The organism is Actinotalea sp. Marseille-Q4924, from assembly GCF_916618755.1.
Lineage (GTDB): Bacteria > Actinomycetota > Actinomycetes > Actinomycetales > Cellulomonadaceae > Actinotalea.
Window position 1 is genome coordinate 18382 of sequence record NZ_CAKAKB010000003.1, and the last position, 20139, is coordinate 38520.

At 73.3% G+C, this 20139-nt stretch carries 19 protein-coding genes; 11 read left to right on the forward strand and 8 right to left on the reverse strand.

Annotated features, from left to right (window positions below; genetic code table 11):
• Positions 1–4: 4 nt before the first annotated feature.
• From LG379_RS06755 to sdhC, 4 genes are read right to left on the reverse strand one after another with little or no spacing between them, the layout of a single operon-like run.
• The gene (locus LG379_RS06755) at positions 5–781 is read right to left on the reverse strand and encodes a succinate dehydrogenase iron-sulfur subunit (RefSeq protein ID WP_225753834.1); all 777 of its coding nucleotides are present in this window, start codon (positions 779–781) and stop codon (positions 5–7) included.
• A complete protein-coding gene (sdhA, locus tag LG379_RS06760) occupies positions 781–2559 on the reverse strand; it encodes a succinate dehydrogenase flavoprotein subunit (protein ID WP_225753835.1) in 1779 nt (592 codons plus the stop codon). Before sdhA ends, LG379_RS06755 begins: the two co-directional genes overlap by 1 nt.
• 34 nt (positions 2560–2593) lie before the next feature.
• The gene (locus tag LG379_RS06765) at positions 2594–3061 is read right to left on the reverse strand and encodes a succinate dehydrogenase hydrophobic membrane anchor subunit (protein WP_225753836.1); all 468 of its coding nucleotides are present in this window, start codon (positions 3059–3061) and stop codon (positions 2594–2596) included.
• A 3-nt stretch (positions 3062–3064) separates the two neighbouring features.
• Positions 3065–3442, reverse strand: coding sequence for a succinate dehydrogenase, cytochrome b556 subunit (sdhC, locus tag LG379_RS06770; RefSeq protein ID WP_225753837.1), 378 nt, complete (start codon positions 3440–3442; stop codon positions 3065–3067).
• A gap of 225 nt (positions 3443–3667) precedes the next feature.
• Here sdhC and LG379_RS06775 point away from each other — a divergent pair, with 225 nt between their 5' ends.
• The 11 genes from LG379_RS06775 to LG379_RS06825 all read left to right on the forward strand — a co-directional run bounded on the left by LG379_RS06775 (position 3668) and on the right by LG379_RS06825 (position 15914).
• Positions 3668–4777 carry a mannose-1-phosphate guanylyltransferase gene (locus LG379_RS06775; RefSeq protein ID WP_225753838.1) on the forward strand — a complete coding sequence of 370 codons (1110 nt, stop codon included), beginning with the start codon at positions 3668–3670 and terminating at the stop codon, positions 4775–4777.
• Between the two features lie 85 nt (positions 4778–4862).
• A complete protein-coding gene (locus LG379_RS06780) occupies positions 4863–6095 on the forward strand; it encodes an amidohydrolase (protein WP_370634513.1) in 1233 nt (410 codons plus the stop codon).
• A gap of 237 nt (positions 6096–6332) precedes the next feature.
• Positions 6333–7460 carry a BMP family protein gene (locus LG379_RS06785; RefSeq protein WP_225753840.1) on the forward strand — a complete coding sequence of 376 codons (1128 nt, stop codon included), beginning with the start codon at positions 6333–6335 and terminating at the stop codon, positions 7458–7460.
• A gap of 95 nt (positions 7461–7555) precedes the next feature.
• Positions 7556–9070, forward strand: a complete 1515-nt coding sequence (locus tag LG379_RS06790) for an ABC transporter ATP-binding protein (protein ID WP_225753841.1) — start codon at positions 7556–7558, stop codon at positions 9068–9070.
• The gene (locus LG379_RS06795; RefSeq protein WP_225753842.1) at positions 9067–10419 is read left to right on the forward strand and encodes an ABC transporter permease; all 1353 of its coding nucleotides are present in this window, start codon (positions 9067–9069) and stop codon (positions 10417–10419) included. The genes LG379_RS06790 and LG379_RS06795 overlap by 4 nt, the downstream gene beginning before the upstream one ends.
• Positions 10416–11711, forward strand: a complete 1296-nt coding sequence (locus LG379_RS06800; RefSeq protein WP_225753843.1) for an ABC transporter permease — start codon at positions 10416–10418, stop codon at positions 11709–11711. The genes LG379_RS06795 and LG379_RS06800 overlap by 4 nt, the downstream gene beginning before the upstream one ends.
• Before the next feature lie 20 nt (positions 11712–11731).
• On the forward strand, positions 11732–12136 hold the full coding sequence (locus LG379_RS06805; protein ID WP_225753844.1) for a cytidine deaminase: 405 nt from the start codon (positions 11732–11734) through the stop codon (positions 12134–12136).
• Between the two features lie 13 nt (positions 12137–12149).
• Complete coding sequence (locus LG379_RS06810; protein WP_225753845.1) at positions 12150–13469, forward strand: thymidine phosphorylase; 1320 nt, start codon at positions 12150–12152, stop codon at positions 13467–13469.
• 7 nt (positions 13470–13476) lie between these two features.
• Entirely contained in the window at positions 13477–14250 is a 774-nt protein-coding gene (locus LG379_RS06815) for a hypothetical protein (protein ID WP_225753846.1), read from the forward strand.
• 118 nt (positions 14251–14368) lie between these two features.
• The gene (locus LG379_RS06820; RefSeq protein ID WP_225753847.1) at positions 14369–14749 is read left to right on the forward strand and encodes a hypothetical protein; all 381 of its coding nucleotides are present in this window, start codon (positions 14369–14371) and stop codon (positions 14747–14749) included.
• A gap of 40 nt (positions 14750–14789) precedes the next feature.
• A complete protein-coding gene (locus LG379_RS06825; RefSeq protein WP_225753848.1) occupies positions 14790–15914 on the forward strand; it encodes an adenosine deaminase in 1125 nt (374 codons plus the stop codon).
• Positions 15915–15943: 29 nt separating this feature from the next.
• On the opposite strand, the gene LG379_RS06830 is transcribed toward LG379_RS06825, so the two are convergent.
• The 4 genes from LG379_RS06830 to deoC are packed head-to-tail and all read right to left on the reverse strand — an operon-like array spanning position 15944 to position 20136.
• On the reverse strand, positions 15944–16828 hold the full coding sequence (locus LG379_RS06830; protein ID WP_225753849.1) for an aldehyde dehydrogenase: 885 nt from the start codon (positions 16826–16828) through the stop codon (positions 15944–15946).
• Positions 16825–18270: an aldehyde dehydrogenase family protein gene (locus LG379_RS06835; RefSeq protein WP_225753850.1), complete on the reverse strand. Its 1446-nt coding sequence runs from the start codon at positions 18268–18270 to the stop codon at positions 16825–16827. The genes LG379_RS06830 and LG379_RS06835 overlap by 4 nt, the downstream gene beginning before the upstream one ends.
• 7 nt (positions 18271–18277) lie before the next feature.
• The gene (locus LG379_RS06840) at positions 18278–19060 is read right to left on the reverse strand and encodes a GntR family transcriptional regulator (protein ID WP_225753851.1); all 783 of its coding nucleotides are present in this window, start codon (positions 19058–19060) and stop codon (positions 18278–18280) included.
• Positions 19060–20136 carry a deoxyribose-phosphate aldolase gene (deoC, locus tag LG379_RS06845; protein ID WP_225753852.1) on the reverse strand — a complete coding sequence of 359 codons (1077 nt, stop codon included), beginning with the start codon at positions 20134–20136 and terminating at the stop codon, positions 19060–19062. Before deoC ends, LG379_RS06840 begins: the two co-directional genes overlap by 1 nt.
• Between the last annotated feature and the right edge of the window lie 3 nt (positions 20137–20139).

The following is a 20139-nucleotide window of genomic DNA, read 5'->3' on the forward strand; positions in this document are numbered from 1 at the left end:
CCCCTCAGAACGCGCGCGTGATCATCGCGCGCTTGACCTCCTGGATCGCCTTCGTGACCTCGATGCCGCGCGGGCACGCCTCCGTGCAGTTGAAGGTCGTCCGGCAGCGCCAGACGCCCTCCTTGTCGTTGAGGATGTCCAGGCGCTGCACGGCGCCCTCGTCCCGGCTGTCGAAGATGAACCGGTGCGCGTTGACGATCGCGGCGGGGCCGAAGTACTGACCGTCGGTCCAGAACACCGGGCACGAGGACGTGCACGCGGCGCAGAGGATGCACTTGGTGGTGTCGTCGTAGCGGGCGCGGTCCTCGGGCGACTGCAGCCGCTCCTTCGTCGGCGCGTTCCCGCCGGTGATGAGGAACGGCATGACCTCGCGGTAGGACGCGAAGAACGGCTCCATGTCGACGACCAGGTCCTTGATGACCGGCAGGCCCTTGATCGGCTCGATCGTGATGGGCTTGGACGGGTCGAGGTCCTTGAGCAGAGCCTTGCACGCCAGGCGGTTGCGGCCGTTGATCCGCATCGCGTCGGAGCCGCAGATGCCGTGGGCGCACGACCGGCGGAACGTCAGCGACCCGTCGACCTCCCACTTCACCTTGTGCATCGCGTCGAGGACGCGGTCGGTGCCGTGGACGGTGACCGTGAACTCCTCCCAGCGCGGCTCCGCGCTGGTGTCGGGGTCGAACCGGCGGATCCGCAGCGTGACGTCGAAGCTCGGGACGGCCCCGGCCTCGCCCCGGGACGACGTCTGCGTGGACTGGGTGGACTCGGCGACAGCAGTCATCAGTACTTGCGCTCCATCGGCTGGTAACGGGTGATGATCACCGGCTTGTAGTCGAGCTCCACCGTCCCGGTGCCGTCGGCGCCGGGACGCAGGTAGGCCATGGTGTGCAGCAGGAACTTCTCGTCGTCGCGCGTCGGGAAGTCCTCGCGGAAGTGCCCGCCGCGCGACTCCTCCCGGGCCAGCGCACCGACGACGACGACCTCGGCGAGGTCCAGGAGGAAGCCGAGCTCCACGCCCTCCATGAGGTCGGTGTTGAAGCGACGACCCTTGTCCTGGACGCTCGCGTCGCGGTAGCGCTTCTTGAGCCCGGCGATGTCCGCCAGGGCCTCCGTGAGCGACTCCTTGGTGCGGAACACCTGCGCGTTGCGGTCCATCGTCTCCTGCAGCTCGCGGCGGATGTCCGCGATGCGCTCGCCCGTGGCGTGGTCCCGCAGCCGCTCGATGTACTGGACCGTCGGGACGGACGCGTCGTCGGGCATCTCGTGCCAGGAGGCGGTCTCGGCGTAGCGCGCCGCGGCGATCCCGGCGCGCTTGCCGAACACGTTGATGTCCAGCAGCGAGTTCGTGCCGAGCCGGTTGGAGCCGTGCACGGACACGCAGGCCACCTCGCCGGCCGCGAAGAGGCCCCGCACGACGTCCGTGTTGTTGCGCAGCACCTCGGCGTCGATGGTCGTCGGGACGCCGCCCATGGCGTAGTGCGCGGTGGGGTACACCGGCACGGGCTCCGTGTACGGCTCGACGCCGAGGTAGGTCCGCGCGAACTCCGTGATGTCCGGCAGCTTGGCGTCGATGTGCGCCGGCTCGAGGTGGGTGAGGTCGAGGAGCACGTAGTCCTTGTTCGGGCCGCAGCCGCGGCCCTCCCGGACCTCGTTCGCCATCGCGCGCGCGACCATGTCCCGCGGTGCCAGGTCCTTGATGGTGGGGGCGTAGCGCTCCATGAAGCGCTCGCCCTCGCTGTTGCGCAGGATCGCGCCCTCGCCGCGCGCCGCCTCGGACAGGAGGATGCCGAGCCCGGCGAGACCTGTCGGGTGGAACTGGAAGAACTCCATGTCCTCCAGCGGGATGCCGCGACGCAGCGCCAGCGCCATGCCGTCGCCCGTCAGGGTGTGGGCGTTGGAGGTGGTCTTGTAGATCTTGCCGGCACCGCCCGTGGCGAAGACGACGGACTTCGCCCGGAACACGTGGATCTCGCCGGTGGCGAGGTCGTAGGCGACGACGCCCGCGACCGACACCTCCTCGCCGGCGGGGACGTCACCGGCGGTGAGGTCGTGGGTGAGGACGACGTCGAGCACGTAGAACTCGTTGTAGAACTCCACGTCCTGCTTGACGCACTGCTGGTAGAGGGTCTGCAGGATCATGTGGCCGGTGCGGTCCGCCGCGTAGCAGGAGCGGCGCACGGCCGCCTCGCCGTGGTTGCGGGTGTGCCCGCCGAACCGGCGCTGGTCGATCCGGCCCTCCGGCGTGCGGTTGAACGGCAGGCCCATCTTCTCCAGGTCGAGCACCGCGTCGATGGCCTCCTTGGCCATGACCTCGGCCGCGTCCTGGTCGACGAGGTAGTCCCCACCCTTGACCGTGTCGAAGGTGTGCCACTCCCAGTTGTCCTCCTCGACGTTCGCGAGGGCGGCGCACATGCCGCCCTGCGCGGCGCCGGTGTGGGAGCGGGTCGGGTAGAGCTTGGAGATGACGGCCGTGCGTGCGCGCGTCGAGGACTCCAGCGCTGCACGCATGCCCGCGCCGCCCGCGCCGACGATGACGACGTCGTACTGGTGGGTCTGCATCGGTTCTCGTCAGTCCTTCGTCGGTGAGGGCCCGTCAGGGGGCAGGGCAGAACGACGGCAGCAGGTCGGCCGGGGCGCCGATCGGGCAGGGCTCGAAGGTGAAGATGACCAGGGTGCCGAGCACGACCGTCACGAGGAACGCGAGGTACAGCAGCGTCTTCAGCACGAGGCGGGTGCCGTCACGCTCCGCGTAGTCGTTGATGATCGTCCGCATGCCGTTGGTGCCGTGGATCATCGCGAGCCACAGCATCGCCAGGTCCCAGAACTGCCAGAACGGCGAGGCCCACTTGCCGCCGACGAACGCGAAGTCGATGCGGTTGATCCCCTCGCCCTGGACGAGGTTGACGAAGAGGTGCCCGAAGATCAGCACCAGGAGGAGCACCCCGGACAGCCGCATGAAGAGCCAGCCGACCATCTCCAGGTTGGTGCGGGACCGGCCGCGTGAGCGCGGGGCCCGCGGGCTGCGCGGCGCCGCCAGGGCGGGGGGAGTGGTCGTCGCCATCGTTCAGCCTCCGAAGACGTTCGCGAGGTGGCGGGGGAGGAAGCCGGCCATCGTCACGACGACGAGGCCGACCACGGCCCAGAGCATCACCCGGTGGTACCGGGTCCCCTGGGACCAGAAGTCCACGAGCATCACGCGGATGCCGTTGAAGGCGTGGAAGACGATCGCCGCGACCAGACCGGCCTCGCCCAGGCCCATCACGGGGTTCTTGTACGACCCGATGACGAGGTTGTAGGCCTCCGGCGACACCCGCACGAGCGACGTGTCGAGCACGTGGACGAGGAGGAAGAAGAAGATGAGGAACCCGGTCACGCGGTGGGCCACCCAGGACCACATCCCCTCGCGGCCTCGGTAGAGCGTGCCGGCCGGCTTCTCGGGCACTGTTCGGACCTCCGGTCGAGGGGACGACGTCGTCGCTGCGGACCGCCCGGCCGTCGTCGGCCGGGTGCGGCGCTGCGCCAACACTGTACGACCGTCCCGCTGCCCACGGCCCACGCCGCCTCAGCGGGGCGCAAGGGTCCAGGGTCCCGCGCCGCACGTCGGCCGCACGCGGGCGAGCACTGCTGTGATCAAAGCCACAGGTGCCGGCTCTGCCAGGATGGTCCGGTGACGAGCTCCCGCATCGACGACCTGCACGCGATCGTCCCCGCCGGTGGCGCCGGGACGCGGCTGTGGCCCCTGTCCCGCGCGGGCAGCCCCAAGTTCCTGCACGACCTCACCGGCAGCGGGCGGAGCCTCCTGCAGGCGACGGTCGACCGCCTGGCGCCGCTGAGCCGGGGCGTCGTCGTCGTGACGGGGCAGCGGCACGTCACGGCGGTGAGGGAGCAGCTGCCGGGGCTGGCGCCCGAGGACGTCCTGGCGGAGCCCTCGCCGCGCGACTCGATGGCGGCCATCGGCCTGGCCGCCGCCGTCCTGGCGCAGCGGCACGGCGACCCCGTCGTCGGATCGTTCGCCGCGGACCAGGTCATCGACGCCGGCCCGGGGTTCGCCGAGGCGGTGCGCCAGGGCGTCGTGGCGGCTCGCGCCGGGCACGTGGTCACGGTCGGGATCGCGGCGACCGGGCCGTCGACGGCCTTCGGCTACGTGCGCAGCGGGGCGTCGCTCGGGCTCGCCGACGCGCCGGACGTGCGCGTCGCGGCGGGCTTCACGGAGAAGCCCGACGCGCAGACCGCGGCCGAGTACCTCGCCACCGGGGAGTACCGCTGGAACGCGGGCATCTTCCTCGTGCGGGCGGAGGTGCTCCTCGGCCACCTCGAGCGCCTCCTGCCCCAGCTGCACGCCGGCCTCCGGGAGCTCGCGCAGGCCTGGGACACCCCCCGGCGCGCCGAGGTGCTGGACCGCGTGTGGCCGCGGCTGCAGCGCATCGCCATCGACCACGCGGTCGCGGAGCCGGTCGCGGCCGAGGGCGGCGTGGCCGTCGTCCCGGGCGACTTCGCGTGGGACGACGTCGGCGACTTCGCCTCGCTGGCGGGGCTGCTGCCCGCAGGCGCCGACGGTGTGCGGGTGCTGGGCGCGCGTGACGACGTCCTCGTGGTCGACGCGGAGCGGCCCCTCGTGGCCACCTCGACCGGGCGCCTCGTGACCGTCCTCGGCGTGCCGGACGTCGTCGTCGTCGACACCCCCGACGCCGTCCTCGTCACCACCCGCGATCACGCGCAGGGCGTGAAGGCGGTCGTCGACGCGGTGCGCGCAGCCGGCCGCGAGGACCTCCTCTGACCTGTGCCCTGATCTGTGGTCCGTTCCGTCCTCGGATCCGGGCGAGCGGGTCCGTCGCGCGGCGAGGAACTACCCTCGTGGGGTGATCGACACCTCCACGACCGTGCCCGCCGAGCGCATCCGCGCCGCCGTCGACGCGATCGAGGCGGAGCTCGTGGCGGTGCGTCGGGACCTCCACGCGCACCCTGAGGTCGCGCGGACCGAGCGCCGGACCACCGACCTCGTGGCCGAGCGGCTGCGGGCCGCCGGTCTCAGCCCGCGCCCGCTGCCGGGGACCGGTCTGGTCTGCGACATCGGCCCGAGCGCGGTGGCGACCGGCCGACGGCGCGTGCTGCTGCGGGCGGACCTCGACGCCCTGCCCGTGCCGGACCGCTGCGGCGAGCCGTGGGAGTCGGCGACCGCCGGGGCGGCGCACGCGTGCGGTCACGACGTGCACACCGCCGCGGTCCTCGGCGCCGGGCTCGTGCTCGCCCGGCTGGCGGACAGCGGGGACCTCCCCACGGGGGTGCGACTGCTCTTCCAGGCCGCCGAGGAGGTCCAGCCCGGGGGCGCGCTCGACGCGATCGACGGCGGGGCGATGGACGGCGTCGGCCAGGTCTTCGCCGTCCACTGCGACCCGCGGCTGGAGGTGGGCCACGTCGGGACGCGCATCGGCGCCATCACGTCGGCCTCCGACGACGTCACGGTCACGCTCACGTCACCCGGCGGCCACACCTCGCGCCCGCACGTCACGGGGGACCTCGTCTTCGCGCTCGGCAAGGTGCTCACGGAGGTGCCCGCCGTCCTCGGGCGCCGGCTCGACCCGCGGGCCGGGGTCAACCTCACGTGGGGGATCGTCAACGCCGGCGGCGCGCCCAACGCGATCCCGGCGTCGGGTCACGTGCGCGGCACGCTGCGCTGCCTGGAGTCCCGGGCCTGGGAGGAGGCCTCGCGCGTGCTTCGCGAGGCGGTGGAGCACGTCGTCGCCCCCTACGAGGTCGAGGCCGATGTGCACGTGCAGCGCGGCGTGCCGCCCGTGGTCAACGACGAGCAGGCGACGCGGGTCCTGGACCAGGCCGCGCGGGACATGCTCGGCCGCGACGGCGTGGTGCTGACGGAGCAGTCCCTCGGCGGCGAGGACTTCGCCTGGCTGCTCACCCGGGCCCCCGGCGCGATGGCGCGGCTGGGCACGCGCGCGCCCGGTGGGCCGGCGTTCGACCTGCACCAGGGGGACTTCCGGGTCGACGAGCGCGCCATCGGGATCGGTGCCCAGCTCCTGGCCCGTGTGGCGGTCCTCGCCGGCCGGCCGACGACCGACGACGCGCTACCGCAGGGCTGAGCCGGCCCGGCGGGACCTCGGTCCCTTCCCGCGGCGGACGGGGTGAGGGCCAACATTCCGGTTGCGTAACGGAACCCCCGGACGTACCAGTCGGTAACCCAGCCGGTTCAAACCCGGCACTAGGGTGTGGTCGCTGAACCAGCCGACCAGACGCGGTCGGTCCGCGGCGACGGAGCCGGCGGAAACCCCGCGGGCTCCTGGCGGCACCGACGTCGAGTGACGAATCAGGAGTACGACGTGAAGAGAGTGACGCGAGTTGCAGCCCTGGCGGCTGCGACGGCCCTGACCCTGGCAGCCTGTGGAGCCGCCCCCGAGGAGGAGGAGGCGCCGGCGGCCGGTGGCGACGAACCCAGCGCCGAGGAGACCACCGAGGAGACCGCTGAGGCGATCGACTTCAAGGCCTGCATCGTCTCCGACGCCGGCGGCTTCGACGACAAGTCCTTCAACCAGCTCAGCTACGAGGGCGTGCAGAAGGCCGTCGAGGAGCTGGGCGCCGAGATGGCGGAGGTCCAGTCGGACTCCGAGACCGACTACGCCCCGAACATCGACTCGCTCGTGTCCGAGGGCTGCAACACGATCGTGACCGTCGGCTTCGCGCTGTCGGCCGCGACGGTGGAGGCGGCGAACGCCAACCCCGACATCGAGTTCGTCCTCATCGACGACGCCGCGGACAACGACTTCGACGGCACCAAGGACGCCGAGAACGTCAAGCCGATCCTCTACGACACGGCGCAGGCGGCGTTCCTCGCCGGCTACCTGGCGGCGGGCTACTCCACGAGCGGGGTCGTCGGCACCTTCGGCGGCCAGCCCTTCCCGACCGTGACGATCTTCATGGACGGCTTCGCCCAGGGCGTCGAGCACTACAACGCCGAGAACGGCACGGACGTGCAGGTCGTCGGGTACCAGGGCGGTGACCAGGGTTCGTTCACCGGTGGCTTCGAGGCCAACGACACGGCCAAGCAGGTCGCGGCCGGCCTCATCGACCAGGGCGCGGACGTGCTGCTCCCCGTCGGTGGCCCGATCTACCAGTCGGCCATGGACGCCATCGCGGACTCCGGCTCCGAGGTCGCGCTCATCGGCGTCGACGCCGACGTGTTCGAGACGGACCCGAGCACGCAGGAGATCATCCTCACGTCGATCCTCAAGAAGATGGACGTCTCCGTGTACGAGGCCGTCACGGCCGCGGGCAACGGGGACCTCGACTTCGAGGCGTACGTCGGCACGCTGGAGAACGAGGGCGTCGGCCTCGCGCCGCTGCACAACTTCGAGGACAAGGTCGACCCCGAGCTGTGGGCCGAGGTCGAGGCGCTCCGCGAGGCGATCATCGCCGGTGAGGTCGAGGTCACCTCGTACCTGAGCGAGTGACCGCCTGACGCACGCGTTCCCGGTGGTCCTGACGGGCCGCCGGGAACGCGTGCGTCAGCCCTTCCCGTACTCCCTGCTGCAAGGACGGACGTGCGATGACGCTCGAGCTCCGAGACATCACCAAGCGCTTCGGCTCCCTGGTCGCCAACGACCACATCTCGCTCACGATCGAGCCGGGCCAGATCCACTGCCTGCTCGGCGAGAACGGAGCGGGCAAGTCCACGCTGATGAACGTGCTGTACGGCCTGTACACGGCCGACGAGGGCACGATCCTGCTGGACGGCGCCGAGCAGCACTTCCGCGGGCCCGGTGACGCCATGGCGGCGGGCATCGGCATGGTCCACCAGCACTTCATGCTCATCCCGGTGTTCACCGTGGCGGAGAACGTCATGCTCGGTCACGAGCAGACGCTGTCCGGGGGCCGGCTCGACCTCGACGCCGCACGCGAGCGCGTGCGCGAGATCGCCGCGCGCTTCGGGTTCCACGTCGACCCCGACGCGCTCGTCGAGGACCTGCCCGTGGGCGTGCAGCAGCGGGTCGAGATCATCAAGGCGCTGTCGCGGGACGCCAAGGTCCTCGTCTTCGACGAGCCGACGGCCGTGCTCACGCCCCAGGAGACCGACGAGCTCATGGGCATCATGCGCCAGCTCAAGGAGTCGGGCGCCGCGATCGTCTTCATCACCCACAAGCTGCGGGAGGTCCGCGCGGTCGCGGACCGGATCACCGTCGTCCGTCGGGGACGGGTCGTCGGCGAGGCCGCTCCCGACTCGACCGACGCCGAGCTCGCCGCCCTCATGGTCGGCCGCGCGGTCGAGCTCACGGTCCACAAGGAGCCGCCGCGGATCGCCGACGCGCTGCTCGAGGTGTCCGGGCTCGACGTGCGGGACACCAAGGGCACCGTCGTCGTCGACGACGTCAGCTTCTCGGTGCGTGGCGGTGAGGTGCTCGTCGTCGCGGGCGTGCAGGGCAACGGTCAGACGGAGCTGACGGAGGCCCTGGTGGGCCTCCAGTCGCACGTCTCGGGCAGCATCCGGCTGGACGGCCAGGAGCTCGCCGGCCGGAGCGTCCGGGAGGTGCTCGACGCCGGTGTCGGCTTCGTCCCGGAGGACCGGAGCACGGACGGGCTCGTCGGCGCCTTCAGCGTCGCGGAGAACCTCATGCTCGACCGGATCAGCGGCCCGCCGTTCGTGCGCCGTGGCGTGCTGCAGCTGGACGAGCTCGAGCGCTTCGCCACCGCGGCGATCGACGAGTTCGACATCCGCACCCAGGGAGCCGCGGAACCGGTGGGCCGGCTGTCCGGCGGGAACCAGCAGAAGGTCGTCGTCGCGCGCGAGCTGTCGAAGGACCTGCGGCTCCTGGTCGCGGCCCAGCCCACGCGCGGTGTCGACGTGGGCTCGATCGAGTTCATCCACAAGCGGATCATCGCGACGCGCGACGCGGGTGTGCCGGTCGTCGTGGTCTCCACGGAGCTGGACGAGGCGGTGGCCCTCGGCGACCGGATCCTGGTGATGTACCGCGGACGGGTCGTGGGCATCGTGCCCTCGGACACCCCGCGGGACGTCCTGGGCCTGATGATGGCGGGCATCGCGCCCGAGGAGAGTGCGGCATGAGCGAGGACCGTCAGCTGGGTGGCGACGAGGTCGCCCGCCCGCAGCACGTCGGTGAGGAGGACGCGGGCGCCCGTCAGGCCGTGCTCCAGGCCGACCGGACCGGTGACACCGAGGGGCACGTCGTGCCGGGCTCCGGCGACGGACGCTGGCACGACGCGCTCCGCCGCGTCACGCAGGGCGGCTGGGTCGTGTCGGTCGGCGCGGTCCTCCTGGCCGTCATCGCCGGCTCCATCATGATCGCGGTCACCGACGAGGCCGTGCAGGAGGCCTCGGGGTACTTCTTCTCGCGCCCGGGCGACACGTTCGCGGCCGTCGGCAGTGCGGTGGGCAGCGCGTACGCCGCCCTCTTCCGCGGCGCGGTCTGGAACTTCCAGGCCGAGGACGCCGCCGGCGCCATCCGGCCGCTGATGAACTCGCTCAACTTCGCCACGCCGCTCATCGGTGCCGGCCTGGGTGTCGCCCTCGCGTTCCGGGCGGGGCTGTTCAACATCGGCGGTCGGGGGCAGATGCTCGTCGCGGCCGCCGCAGCGGGCTGGGTCGGCTTCGGGATGGAGCTTCCCGTCGTCCTGCACCTGCTCGTGGCGATGGCGGCGGGCATCGCCGCCGGTGCGGTGTGGGCGGGGATCGCGGGTCTCCTCAAGGCGGCCACGGGGGCGCACGAGGTCATCACGACGATCATGCTCAACTACATCGCCTTCTACCTGGTCTCGTACATGCTGGCGACGCCGGGCCTGCTCCAGGCTCCCGGCTCCGCCAACCCCAAGACGCCGCCGATGCAGGACACCGCCGTCCTGCCCGACCTGCTCGGGCCGCGGTACAACGTCCACTGGGGTCTGGTCTTCGCCCTGGTCGCGGTCGCCTTCGTCTGGTGGCTGCTCAACCGGTCGCGGCTGGGCTTCACGTTCCGTGCGGTCGGGGAGAACCCGGCCGCCGCCCGGGTGGCCGGCATCGACGTCCCCCGGACCACCGTGTCGGTGATGCTCGTCGCCGGCGGCCTCCTCGGCCTCGCGGGCGCCACCCAGGTGCTCGGGACCGTGACGACCGGGTTCAGCTCCGACATCGACGCCGGCATCGGCTTCGACGCGATCACCGTGGCGCTGCTCGGCCGGTCCTCGCCGATCGGCGTCCTGTTCGCGGCGATCCTCTTCGGCGCCTTCAAGGCCGGCGGCTCGGTGATGCAGGCGTCCGAGAACGTCCCGATCGAGATCGTCCTGGTCGTCCAGTCGCTCATCGTGCTCTTCATCGCGGCCCCGCCCCTGGTCCGGGCGGTGTTCCGCCTGCCCCAGCCCGGGGAGCGTCCCACGCGCAGGCCGCGATCGCGCAGCAAGCAGAAGGAGGTGGCGGCATGAGCACCGCGACCGCGACCCCCTCGTCGGCGTCCGTCTCGGCGGACCTGCGGCACGTGACGGTGGTGAGCCGGAAGAGCGCCCTCGTGCTCACCGTCGTGACCGCCCTCATGGCGCTCCTGCTCCTGCTGTCGCCGCGCGAGGGCGACGTCCAGTTCCGCCTGGGCGCCGAGGGCGACGCCCTGCGGCTGCCGGACGTCGCGCTCCCCGGGATGGCCACCGCGTGGACGTGCGTCGCCCTGGCCGCGCTCCTGGCGGGCGTCGCCTGGCTCCGGGTGCGTGCCGAGCGTCGCCTCCCGGTGCTGGTCCCGATCCTCTTCGCCGTCCTGCTGCTCGTGGCGTTCCTCTCGTGGGCAGGCGCCGGCAGCCCCCAGGACTTCCCGGTCGTCCGCCTCATCGGCGGGGCGGTCCTGCTCTCCGTGCCGATCCTCTTCGGGGCCCTGGGCGGCGTCATCGGGGAGCGTGCCGGCGTGGTGAACATCGCCATCGAGGCGCAGCTGCTGCTCGGCGCCTTCGCCGCCGCCATCACCGCGTCGCTGACCGACAGCCCGGTGGCGGGTCTCGTCGCCGCCGTCCTGGCCGGCATGGCCGTCGCCCTCGTCCTCGGCCTGTTCACCATCACCTACAAGGTGGACCAGGTCATCGTCGGCGTCGTCCTCAACGTCCTGGTCATCGGCCTGACCAGCTTCTTCTACTCCGAGGTGCTCGTCCCGAGCGCCGAGCGGCTGAACGACACCGAGCGCTTCTCGCGGGTCGCCATCCCCGTGCTGTCCGAGATCCCGATCGTGGGCCCGGCGCTCTTCCAGCAGTCGGTGCTGGTCTACCTCGCGTACGTGACCGTCCCGGCGGTGTGGTTCGCGCTGTACCGGACCCGGTGGGGCCTGCGGCTGCGCGCCGTCGGCGAGCACCCCAAGGCGGCCGACACGGTCGGCATCAAGGTGCAGCGCACGCGGTACCGGGCCGTGCTCATCGCCGGCGGGATCGTGGGCGTCGGCGGCGCCTTCTACACGGTCGTCGCGGTGTCGTCCTTCGGCAAGGAGATGACGGCCGGTGCCGGCTTCATCGCCCTGGCCGCGGTGATCTTCGGCAAGTGGGACCCGCTGCGGGCGGCGCTGGCCGCCCTGCTGTTCGGGTTCGCCTCGAACCTCGACGACATGCTGAGCCTGGTCGGCGCCCCGGTGCCGAGCCAGTTCATGCTCATGCTCCCGTACGTGGTCACGCTCTTCGCCGTGGCCGGCCTCGTCGGCCGGTCCCGGGCCCCTGCGGCCGACGGCGTTCCCTACATCAAGGAGTGACCGGACCAGGAGGGCCCGACATGACGCATCCCGAGGTCGACTGGGGGTCCCTGCGGGCCGCCGCGCGCGCGGCGATGACGACGGCGTACGCGCCGTACTCCCGCTTCCCGGTCGGGGCGGCGGCGCTCGTCGACGACGGCCGCGTCGTCGTCGGCTGCAACGTCGAGAACGCCTCGTACGGGGTCGGGCTGTGCGCCGAGTGCGGGCTCGTGAGCGCGCTCGCCGCGTCCGGCGGAGGGCGGCTCGTGGCGTTCACGTGCGTGGACGGCCACGGCAGCACGCTCATGCCCTGCGGCCGGTGCCGGCAGCTCCTGTGGGAGCACGGCGGCGCGGACCTGCTGGTGGAGACGGTCAGCGGCATCAAGACCATGAGCGAGGTCCTGCCGGACGCCTTCGGTCCGGACGACCTCCACGAGCGGGCCTGAGGACGGGACGGACATGGCGCAGCACCACCACGACGAGCAGCACGAGCCGTTCGACGCGGTCGACGTGATCCGCACCAAGCGGGACCGTGGCCGGCTGTCCCCGGAGGAGATCGACTGGGTCGTCGACGCCTACACCCGTGGAGTGGTCGCCGACGAGCAGATGTCGGCGCTGGCCATGGCGATCCTCCTCAACGGCATGGACCGGGCGGAGATCTCCCGCTGGACGGCGGCGATGATCGCGTCCGGCGAGCGCATGGAGTTCTCGCGGCTGACCCGGCCCACGGCGGACAAGCACTCGACCGGCGGGGTCGGGGACAAGATCACGCTGCCGCTCGCGCCGCTCGTCGCGGCGTGCGGGGTCGCGGTGCCGCAGCTGTCCGGCCGCGGGCTCGGTCACACCGGCGGGACGCTGGACAAGCTCGAGGCGATCCCCGGGTGGCGCGCGGCCCTGACCAACGCCGAGATGATGGCGCAGCTGGAGGACGTGGGCGCCGTCATCTGCCAGGCCGGGTCCGGGCTCGCGCCGGCCGACCGCAAGCTCTACGCGCTGCGGGACGTCACCGGCACCGTCGAGGCGATCCCGCTCATCGCCTCCTCGATCATGAGCAAGAAGATCGCCGAGGGCACCGGGGCCCTCGTCCTCGACGTCAAGGTGGGCTCCGGCGCCTTCATGAAGGACGAGGGCCAGGCACGCGAGCTCGCCCGCACCATGGTCGCCCTCGGCACGGACGCCGGCGTGCGGACCGTGGCGCTGCTCACCGACATGTCCACGCCGCTGGGCCTCACGGCCGGCAACGCGCTGGAGGTCCGGGAGTCCGTCGAGGTCCTGGCGGGCGGCGGTCCGGCGGACGTCGTCGAGCTGACCGTCGCGCTCGCGCGCGAGATGCTCGAGGGTGCGGGGCGGACCGACGTCGACCCGGCCGACGCCCTCCGCGACGGGCGGGCGATGGACGTCTGGCGCCGGATGATCGCGGCGCAGGGCGGGGACCCCGGAGCGCCGCTGCCCGTGGCCCGGCACCAGGAGCAGGTGCTCGCCCCGGCCGACGGCGTCGTCGTCGGGCTCGACGCGCTGGCGGTCGGTGTCGCGGCGTGGCGGCTCGGGGCCGGGCGTGCCCGCAAGGAGGACCCGGTGCAGGCCGGCGCGGGGGTCGAGCTGCACGCCCGGCCCGGTGCGGTCGTGCGCGCGGGCGAGGTCCTCATGACGCTCCACACGGACACCCCCGAACGCTTCGACCGGGCGCGGGCGGCCCTCGCCGAGGCGGTCACCGTCGCGCCGGAGGGCTCACGGCCGCCGGAACGCCCCCTCGTCATCGACCGGATCGCCGCGGACTGAGGCCACGGTGCTGCCCGCCGCCCAGCTCTCGACGGTGCTGCGCCGGCTGGGGTGGTCCGGGGCGGCGGCCCCGGCGCCGCCGCCGGACCCGGTGGCCTCGGCCCGGGTGCGGGCGACGGCCAGACGGCTCGCCGGCCCGGGTCGTCAGCGGGACGCCACCACCTGCGGCTCCGCGGCGCTGACGGTGCTCGCGGCCCTGGGCGACCCGACCCTCGAGCGCTGGCTCGTGTCCGGGCGTCTCGCGGGGGCGGCGCTCCCGCCCGAGCTCGCCGGGGCGCCGTCGTCCGCGCTGGCGTGGCTGGCCGACGCCCCGGCGGCGGCGCGGTTCCACGCGGTGCACCGGGTCGTGAAGCGGCGGACGAACGACGGCTCCGGCCTCGGACCGCCGTGGCCGGAGGCGCTCGGCACCCCGCCGTGGGGGGCCGCCCGGGTCGCGCGGTTCCCCGGCGTGCGGTGGACGCACCGGCCGCTGGACGACACGGACCCCGTCACGCTGCGGGCCGAGCTGGCCGGCGTCCGGGCCTGGCTGGCGGCGGGCGTGCCGGTGCCGCTCTACAGCGGGGGAGACGCCAGGCAGGGGTGGGCGGCGGCCGTGCCGCGGCACGTCGTGCTGGCCGTGGGCGTCGACGACGACGTGCTGGACGTCTTCGAGCCGAGCCGGGGCGTCGTCGTGCGGGTGCCGACCGCGGAGCTGCTCGTCGGGGACCGTCCGCACCCCGCGCTCGGCCGGTGGCGCCACCTGGCGTGGGTGGTGGCGCCCGTCGCGCAGGGATCCCGCTGAGGCGTCGCGCCGCGGCGCTCCGGCGGTGGTGGTCGCGGGCCGGGTCCGTTCGCTGGCGGCGCGCGCGAGGGCGGGCAAGGATGGTCCCGACCGTCCGTCCCGAGTGAGAGGCGAAGCGATGAGCACGACACCCGGTGACAGCACATGGGCCGACACGGGACTGGTCCCGCCCGACAGCTCCGCCCCGCAGGACCCCAGCCGGACGACCGCTCCCGTCGAGGCGGCGGACCAGCCCCGCGCGCCCAAGCCGGACCTGAGCGACGAGGGCGCGCCCGTGGACGTGGACGCCCAGCGCGAGCAGCTCGCGGGCCAGCGCCCTCAGGCGCTCCCGGACGACGCACCGGAGGCGGACGCCTGGGAGCAGGCGCAGGAGGCCGACGGCGACGCCCCGGACCAGGGCACGCCGGAGGCCGTCGGCGACCGGGACGGGTCGGAGGCCGACGTGATCGAGCAGTCGATCGAGGTCCCCGAGGACGAGCACGACGCCTACCCGTCGTGACGCCCGCTGCCGGCCCCGGCCGGGCCGATAGCGTGGAGCCATGACCGCACCGGAGCCGACCACCGACCTCGCTGCGCTGCCCAAGGTGCTGCTGCACGACCACCTCGACGGCGGGCTCCGGCCGGGCACCGTCCTCGAGCTCGCGGACGCGGCGGGGTACGAGCTGCCCGCGTCGGACGAGGCCGCGCTGCGGGACTGGTTCGTCCAGGGCGCCACGTCGGGCTCGCTGGAGCGCTACCTGGAGACGTTCCGGCACACGGTGGCCGTGATGCAGACCGCGGACGCCCTGCGCCGCGTGGCGCGGGAGGCCGTGCTCGACCTCGCCGCCGACGGCGTCGTGCACGCCGAGCAGCGGTACGCCCCCGAGCTGCACCTGGCCGGAGGGCTCGAGCCGCAGCAGGTGGTCGACGCCGTCCGCGCGGGCCTCGAGGAGGGCGTCGCCGAGGTCGCGGCCGCCGGGGGTCGCATCGGCGTCACCCAGGTCCTCACCACGATGCGCCCGTCGGAGCACAGCACGACGATCGCGCGCCTCGCGCTCGCCAACCGCGACGCGGGCGTCGTGGCGCTCGACCTCGCCGGACCCGAGGCGGGTCACCCGGCGGCACGCCACGCCGCCGCGTTCCGCACCGTGCGCTACGCGAGCTTCCCGACGACGGTCCACGCCGGGGAGGGGGCCGGCGTGACCTCGATCGCGGAGGCCGTGCACCTCGCCGGCGCGCTGCGGATCGGGCACGGCGTCCGGCTCATCGACGACGTCCAGCTCGGCGCACGCACCGAGACGGACCCGTGGGGCACCGACGGGGCACGGCTGGGGCACCTGGCCCACTGGGTCCGGGACCAGCAGATCCCGCTGGAGGTGTGCCCCACGTCCAACGTGCAGACCGGGGCGTCGTCGTCGATCGCGGAGCACCCGATCACGCCGCTGGCGCGGCTGGGCTTCGCCGTGACCGTCAACACCGACAACCGGCTCATGTCGGGGACCTCGATGACCCAGGAGTACGCCCAGCTGGTGGAGCACGCCGGCTGGGGGCTGGAGGAGCTGCGCGACGTGGCGCTGACGGCAGGCTGGAGCGCCTTCCTGCCCCACGACCAGCGCGAGGCGCTCGTCGAGGACGTCCTGCGACCCGCCTACACGCCGCGGGCCTCCGGCCGCCACCGCGCCTGAGGCGGGCAGCGGCCGGTGCCCCGTCGACGTCAGGCGCCCTTGGGGTGCCAGACGGTCTTGGTCTCGGTGAACGCGAGGATGCGCCGCGGACCGTCCGGCGCGCGGGTCCAGTCGGGCTCCGCGTCGCCGGCCGGCGGACGGACGACCCGCTTCACCGTGTCCGCGGCGATCGCCTCCAGGTCGGCCCACGCGACGCCCGCGGCGTCCACCGTGCCGGTGAGGTCGACGGCGTTGACGTCCATGTGACCGACGAGGTGCGGTGCGACCTCGGCGACGCGCCCGGTGAGGATGTTGACGACGCCCTTGGGGAGGTCGGACGTCGCGAGCACCTCGGACAGCGTGATCGCCGGCAGCGGCCGGTCCGTGCTGCTGAGCACCACGGCCGTGTTCCCCGTGACGAGCACGGGCGCGAGGACGCTCACGAGGCCCAGCAGCGAGGACCGCTGCGGCGCGACGATCCCGACGACGCCCGTCGGCTCGGGCACGGAGAGGTTGAAGTACGGCCCGGCGACGGGGTTCGCGGACCCGGCGACCTGGGCCACCTTGTCCGTCCAGCCGGCGTACCAGACCCATCGGTCGACCGCTGCGGAGACGACCGCCTCGGCGTCCTTGGCCCGCAGGCCCTCGCCCGCCGCGACCTCGGCGACGAACTGGTCGCGGCGCCCCTCGAGGAGCTCGGCGACCCGGTAGAGGACCTGACCGCGGTTGTAGGCGGTCGCCCCCGCCCACCCCGGCTGGGCCGCACGGGCGGCCTTGACCGCGTCCCGCGCGTCCTTGCGCGAGCCCAGCGCGGCGTTCGCGAGGAACCCGCCCTTCGCGTCGAGCACCTCGTACGTCCGCCCCGACTCGCTGCGCGGGAAGGCCCCGCCGATGAAGAGCTTGTACGTCTTGCGCACCTCGAGCCGAGTGCTCACAGTGCTCCCTCCTGGAGGTAGGCGGCCAGTCCGTGGCGGCCGCCCTCGCGGCCGTAGCCCGACTCCTTGTAGCCGCCGAACGGGCTCGTCGGGTCGAAGCGGTTGAACGTGTTGGCCCAGACGACGCCGGCCCGGAGCTGGTCCGCCATCCACAGGATGCGCGAGCCCTTCTCCGTCCAGATGCCGGCGGACAGGCCGTACGGGGTGTTGTTCGCCTTCGCGACGGCCTCGGCCGGCGTGCGGAACGTCAGGACCGACAGGACGGGTCCGAAGATCTCCTCGCGCGCGATCGTGTGCGCGGTGCTCACGTCGGTGAACACCGTCGGGGCGAACCAGTAGCCGCGCTCGGGCAGCTCGCAGGGCGCGCTCCACCGCGTCGCCCCCTCGACGGCCCCGGTGTCCGTGATCCGGGTGATCCGCTCGAGCTGCTGAGCGGAGTTCACCGCCCCGACGTCGGTGTTCTTGTCCATGGGGTCACCGACCCGCAGGGTCGACAGGCGCGCCTTGAGCCGCTCCACGACCTCCTCGGCGACGGACTCCTGAACGAGCAGCCGCGAGCCGGCGCAGCACACCTGGCCCTGGTTGAAGAAGATGCCGTTGACGATGCCCTCGACCGCCTGGTCCACGGGGGCGTCGTCGAAGACGATGTTCGCCGCCTTGCCGCCCAGCTCGAGCGTGAGGCTCGTCCGGCTGCCCGCGACCTCGCGGGCGATGCGCTTGCCGACCGGCGTGGAGCCCGTGAAGGCGATCTTGTCGATGCCCGGGTGGTTGACGAGCAGCGAGCCCGTCTCGCGCGCGCCGGTGACGATGTTCACGACGCCCGGCGGCAGCTCGGCCTGGCGGAGCAGGTCGGCGAAGAGGAGTGCCGTCAGCGGCGTCGTCTCCGCCGGCTTGAGCACGACGGTGTTGCCCGCCGCCAGGGCCGGCGCGACCTTCCACGCCAGCATGAGCAGCGGGAAGTTCCACGGGATGACCTGGGCGGCGACGCCGTGCGGACGCGGGTCGCGACCGAGCCCGGCGTGCTCGAGCTTGTCGGCCCACCCGGCGTAGTAGAAGAAGTGCGCCGCAGCGGTCGGGACGTCGACGTCGCGCGACTCCCGGATCGGCTTGCCGTTGTCGAGGGTCTCCAGGACGGCGAACTCCCGGGACCGCTCGGCCAGGAGGCGCGCGATGCGGAAGAGGTACTTGGCGCGCTCGGAGCCCGGCATCGGGCCCCAGACCTTCTCCTGGGCGCGGCGCGCGGCGCGGACGGCGCGGTCCACGTCCGCCTCGCCGCCGACGGCGACCTCCGCCAGGACCTCCTCGGTGGCCGGGTTGACCGTCTTGAGGACGGCGCCCTCGGCGGCGTCGGCGAACTCGCCGTCGATGAAGAGCCCGTACGACGACGCGACGTCGACGACGGCGCGCGACTCGGGCGCCGGGGCGTACTCGAAGATGCTCATGGTGTCCTCAGGAGTGGGTGGAGAGCGCGGGCACGGGGGCGGGCAGGTGCGTGGGCGCGCCCGGGTCGAGGGGCGCGGCGTCGAGGCCACGCTCCACGTAGAGGTGGACGACGTCGCTGCGCAGGTGGATGACGGAGTACATGACGGGGCGCCCGTCGTCGAGGGTGTGGACCTGGCTGAGCCGCAGCACCGGGGCGCCGTCGGCCATGCCGAGGCGGTCCGAGGTCTCCGGGGCGGGGGCGACCGCCTCCACCCGGGCGATCCCGGTCGCGACGGGGCGACCGTACGTCGCTCGCAGCAGCTCGTAGACGGAGCCCGTGTACGCGTCGGCGTCCGTCGGCAGGCCGGGGTGGGCGACGAGGTGGTCGGCGCTCTCGAACGACGGGACGCCGTCGGCGGTCCGGATGCGCCGCAGGACGCGGCACGCGGTACCGGCCGGCAGCCCGAGGGCGTCCGTGACGGGTGGCGGCGGCACCTCGTCCGCGACGGTCACGCCGGTCGTCCCCGGGTCGTGCCCGGCGGCCCGGATGACGGCGGTCATCGACAGGTTCGCGTCGAGGAACATCGTCAGGTCGACGTGGTCGGCCGACCGCACGAACGTGCCCCTGCCCTGCTCGCGGCTGACGAGCCCGCGGTCCTGCAGCGTGCCGACGGCGGCGCGGACCGTGGTCCGGCTGACGCCGAACTCGGTGCACAGGTCCGGCTCGGTCGGCAGCTGCGACCCCGCCGGGTACGTGCCGTCGAGGACCCGGCGTTCGAGCTCCCGGGCGACGCGGTGGGCGCGGGACATCAGCCCACCGAGATGTAGTCGGCGCCGGAGTAGACGCCGGTGCGGAGCTTGTGGCGCTGCATGAGGACGTCGTTGAGCAGCGACGACGCCCCGAACCGGAACAGGTCCGGGTTCAGCCAGTCCTCCCCGACGGTCTCGTTGACGGCGACGAGGTACTTGAGGGCGTCCTTGGCCGTCGAGATGCCGCCGGCCGGCTTGACGCCGATGTGGACGCCCGTGGCGCGGTGGTAGTCGCGGACCGCCTCGAGCATGACGACGGCAACGGGCAGGGTCGCGGCGGGGGAGACCTTGCCGGTGGAGGTCTTGATGAAGTCCGCGCCCGCAAGCATCGCGAGCCACGACGCGCGCCGCACGTTGTCGTAGGTGGCGAGCTCGCCCGTCTCGAGGATCACCTTGAGGTGCGCGCGGTCCGGGCCCGTGCCGCACGCCTCGCGCACCGCCAGGACGTCCTCGAACACCGCCGAGAAGCGCCCGGAGAGGAACGCGCCTCGGTCGATGACCATGTCGATCTCGTCGGCGCCCGCGGCGACGGCCTCCCGGGTGTCGAGGAGGCGCACCTCCCGGCTTGCGCGCCCGGACGGGAACGCGGTGGCGACGGCGGCCACGTGGATCCCCGTGCCCTCCAGAGCCGCCCTGGCGTGGGGCACGAGGTCGCCGTACACGCACACGGCGGCGACCTGCGGGCAGGCCGGGTCGCCGGGGTCCGGGTTCTTCGCCTTCGCGGCGAGGGAGGCGACCTTGCCCGGGGTGTCGGCGCCCTCGAGCGTCGTCAGGTCGATCATCCGGATGGTCGCGTCGAGCGCCCACGCCTTCGCGGTCGTCTTGATGGAGCGGGTGCCGAGCATCTGCGCGCGCCCGTCGGCACCGACCTTGTCGACACCGGGCAGGCCGCGGAGGTAGCGGGCGAGCCCGGCGTCGTCGAGCGTCGCCTGACCCGTCAGGTGGTGGGCCCGCTCGACGATCTCCCCGCTGGTCGCGGTGCTGCCGGCGGTGTGCTGCACGGTGACGGCACCGGTGCCGTCCTCGCCGCCGTGCCCGGCGGTCCCCGTCCGGGGCTCGGTTGCGCTGTGGGTCATGAG

What these genes read in the sequence shown, in the direction of transcription:
- LG379_RS06795 (WP_225753842.1), top strand. Translation starts at nt 9,067, where the DNA reads ATGAGCGAGGACCGTCAGCTGGGTGGCGACGAGGTCGCCCGCCCGCAG.
- LG379_RS06840 (WP_225753851.1), bottom strand. Translation starts at nt 19,060, where the DNA reads ATGTCCCGCGCCCACCGCGTCGCCCGGGAGCTCGAACGCCGGGTCCTC.
- sdhA (WP_225753835.1), bottom strand. Translation starts at nt 2,559, where the DNA reads ATGCAGACCCACCAGTACGACGTCGTCATCGTCGGCGCGGGCGGCGCG.
- LG379_RS06800 (WP_225753843.1), top strand. Translation starts at nt 10,416, where the DNA reads ATGAGCACCGCGACCGCGACCCCCTCGTCGGCGTCCGTCTCGGCGGAC.
- LG379_RS06765 (WP_225753836.1), bottom strand. Translation starts at nt 3,061, where the DNA reads ATGGCGACGACCACTCCCCCCGCCCTGGCGGCGCCGCGCAGCCCGCGG.
- LG379_RS06825 (WP_225753848.1), top strand. Translation starts at nt 14,790, where the DNA reads ATGACCGCACCGGAGCCGACCACCGACCTCGCTGCGCTGCCCAAGGTG.
- LG379_RS06835 (WP_225753850.1), bottom strand. Translation starts at nt 18,270, where the DNA reads ATGAGCATCTTCGAGTACGCCCCGGCGCCCGAGTCGCGCGCCGTCGTC.
- LG379_RS06820 (WP_225753847.1), top strand. Translation starts at nt 14,369, where the DNA reads ATGAGCACGACACCCGGTGACAGCACATGGGCCGACACGGGACTGGTC.
- LG379_RS06810 (WP_225753845.1), top strand. Translation starts at nt 12,150, where the DNA reads ATGGCGCAGCACCACCACGACGAGCAGCACGAGCCGTTCGACGCGGTC.
- LG379_RS06790 (WP_225753841.1), top strand. Translation starts at nt 7,556, where the DNA reads ATGACGCTCGAGCTCCGAGACATCACCAAGCGCTTCGGCTCCCTGGTC.
- LG379_RS06755 (WP_225753834.1), bottom strand. Translation starts at nt 781, where the DNA reads ATGACTGCTGTCGCCGAGTCCACCCAGTCCACGCAGACGTCGTCCCGG.
- LG379_RS06805 (WP_225753844.1), top strand. Translation starts at nt 11,732, where the DNA reads ATGACGCATCCCGAGGTCGACTGGGGGTCCCTGCGGGCCGCCGCGCGC.
- deoC (WP_225753852.1), bottom strand. Translation starts at nt 20,136, where the DNA reads ATGACCCACAGCGCAACCGAGCCCCGGACGGGGACCGCCGGGCACGGC.